Here is a 2,594-nt window from a genome sequence, read left to right as displayed (position 1 = left end):
GGCCGAGCCGGGCCGCCGGATCCTCCGGCGACAGCGGCGCGTACACGGCACCGGTGCGCAGGCAGGCCAGCAGCGTGACGACGCTGTCCACCCCGCGCGGCAGCACGGCCGCCACCGGCTGGCCGGCCCGCACCCCGGCGGCGGTCAGCCGCCCGGCCAGCTCGGCGACCCGGCGGTCCAGCTCGCCGTAGGTCAGCCGCTCGGCGCCGGCGATCACGGCCAGGGCGGACGGGTCGCGGCCGCTCAGCGGGTCGAGCACGGCCTGGTCGGCGGCGGTGGCCGCGGCGGGGGCGGGCTGCTCCTCGGCGGCGGCCAGGGCGGCCAGTTCGGACTCGGGGGCGTCGAGGTAGGCGCGCAGCAGGTCGAGCAGGCGGCCGGCGAGCAGTTCGGCGACCGGCTCGCCGAAGATGTCGGCGTCGTAGTCCCAGACCAGGGTCATCCCGGCCACGCCCTGGCGCTCGCCGACCATCCGGCGGTCGTCGGGCAGCAGCACCAGGTCCAGGTCGAAGCGGGTGGTGCCGGTGTTGAAGCCCTCGTACAGCGAGATCTCCAGGCCGGGTGCGTCGACCTCCGGCAGGGCGGCGTCGTGCGCGCTGAACATCACGCTGAACAGCGGGTTGTCGGCGCCACTGGTGTGCAGACCGAGCGAGCGGGTCAACTCCTGGACCGGGACGTCCTGGTGGGGCAGTGCCCGGAGCAGGGTGTCGGTCACCTCGTCGACGTTGTCCACCCCGCCCGCGGCCGGGTCGAGCCGAAGCCGCAGCGGCACGGTGTTGACGAACATCCCGACGGTGCCCTCGAAGCCGACCGGCCGGTTGCCGACCGCGGTGCCGACCATCAGCTCGCGGTGGCCGCTGTGCCGGCGCAGCAGTTCGCCGAAGAGGGTGAGCAGGGTGGAGAACGGGGTGTGGCCGTCGGCCTTGGCGCGCTCGCGCAGCCGCCCGGCGAGGTCGGCGCCGATCGACTGGCGCAGCTGGCCGCCGCGGTGGCGGCGGACCGCGCCGGGCCGGGACAGGCCGGGCAGCACCAGGTCGAACGGTGCGTCCCGCAGCTCCCGTTGCCAGAACTCCAGGCTCGCGGACCGGTCGCGCCCGGCCCCGGCCCGGGCGTGCTCCTCGTACGAGGGGGCGGCCGGCAGCCGGTACGGCTCGCCCAGCACCTCGGCGCGGTACACCGTGAACAGGTCGCGCAGCAGGATCGCGAACGAGTGCCCGTCGTGGATCAGGTGGTGCTCGACGTGCACCAGCCGGTGGTGGTCCTCGCCGAGCCGGACCAGGTGCCAGCGCAGCAACGGCGCCTCGCGGGTGTCCAGCGGTTCCTCGGCCTCGGCGCGCAGCAGCCGCTGGAAGGCGGCCTCGGGGTCGGCCTCGCCGGACAGGTCGCTGTCCCGCAGCCGGACCTCGGCGTCCGCGCGGACCCGCTGGTCCGGAAGGCCGCCGTCGTCGGAGGCCAACTCCAGCCGCAGGCCGGGGTGGTGGGCGATCACGGCGGCCAGTCCGGCACGCAGCGCGGCCCGGTCCAGCGGGCCCCACAGGTCGAGCGCGGCGGTGAAGTTGTAGGCGCGGCTGCCCGGCAGCAACTGCTCGTGCAGCCAGACGATCTCCTGCGAGGAGGAGAGAGCGAACATGGGTGGTCTTCCCTTGCTTGTGGCGAGAGTGGTGGTGACGCGGTGGTGTGCGGACGTACGGACGCGATGGCGTGCTGACGTGCGGACGTGGTGGTGCTCGGCGGTGCCGGATGGTGCGGGGGCCGGGTACCCGGGGTGCCGGGGGTGACGGCCGGGGGGTCAGTGCGCCGCGCCGGGCGCGGTGGCGCGCAGGTGGCGGCGGAGGGTGTCGAGCAGGGCGGCGAAGGCGTCGGCCGCGGCCGGGTCCGGCCAGTGCGCGCGGTCCCAGGCGAAGCGGACCAGCAGGTCCTCGCCGTGCGAGGCGGAGACCGCGAAGGGCGCCGCCAGCGGCCGTCCGGCGAGGTGGGTCTCCCGGCCGGCGGCGCCGCCGAGCACCAGCGGGGGACGGCGGTGCAGGTCCTCGAAGGTGAGCAGGCCGTCCAGGGTGCCGGTCCAGCTCGCCCCGGCGGAGCGGGCCGCGTGCACCACCTCGTCGAACGGGGTGTCGGCGTGGTCGAGGTCGTCCCACCAGCGGGCGCTGAGCTCCTCGAGGGTGGCCGGAGGGGCGGCGTCGGGGGTTGTCCGCTCGGCCGGTGCCGGACCGGTGGTGGCCGGGTGGACCAGGGTGTTCAGGAAGCATCCCAGCGCGGGCGGTGCGGCGGCCGGCCGGCCACCCCACGGGTACCCCAACGCGGGGGTGGCTCCGGGGCCGAGCAGCCGGTGGGCCGCCGCCGAGACGGCGTCCAGCAGGGCGGGGAACACCGCGCCCCGGGCCGCGCCGGTGGCGGCGGGCAGCCGGTGCGTCAGCATCCCGGTCGACACCTCCGCCGACCGCGCGCCCGGCTGCGGAAGGCGCCCGCTGCCGGGGCTGCCGCTGTGGTCGCCGCTGTGCCCGCTGCCCAGGGCGCCCAGCCGGGCGGCCCAGTGCGCCCGGGCCGCTCCGCCGGAGGCGGCGGCCTCGGCGGCGAGCTGGAGCTCGACGGCCGCC

Annotated in this window: 1 protein-coding gene and 1 pseudogene; both read right to left on the bottom strand. The window is 76.9% G+C overall.

Features of this window, described 5'->3' with window-relative positions:
* Positions 1–1,627 (bottom strand): condensation domain-containing protein (locus AA75_RS52320; protein ID WP_233289149.1); only part of this gene is annotated, 1,627 nt, incomplete at its 3' end.
* A gap of 159 nt (positions 1,628–1,786) precedes the next feature.
* A pseudogene (locus AA75_RS49675) lies at positions 1,787–2,594 on the bottom strand (hypothetical protein); the annotation flags it as partial.

Source organism: Kitasatospora sp. MBT63, assembly GCF_000710465.2.
Lineage (GTDB): Bacteria > Actinomycetota > Actinomycetes > Streptomycetales > Streptomycetaceae > Kitasatospora.
The sequence above is the reverse complement of the archived record's forward strand: the minus strand, read 5'-3'. Positions and strand labels throughout refer to the sequence as shown.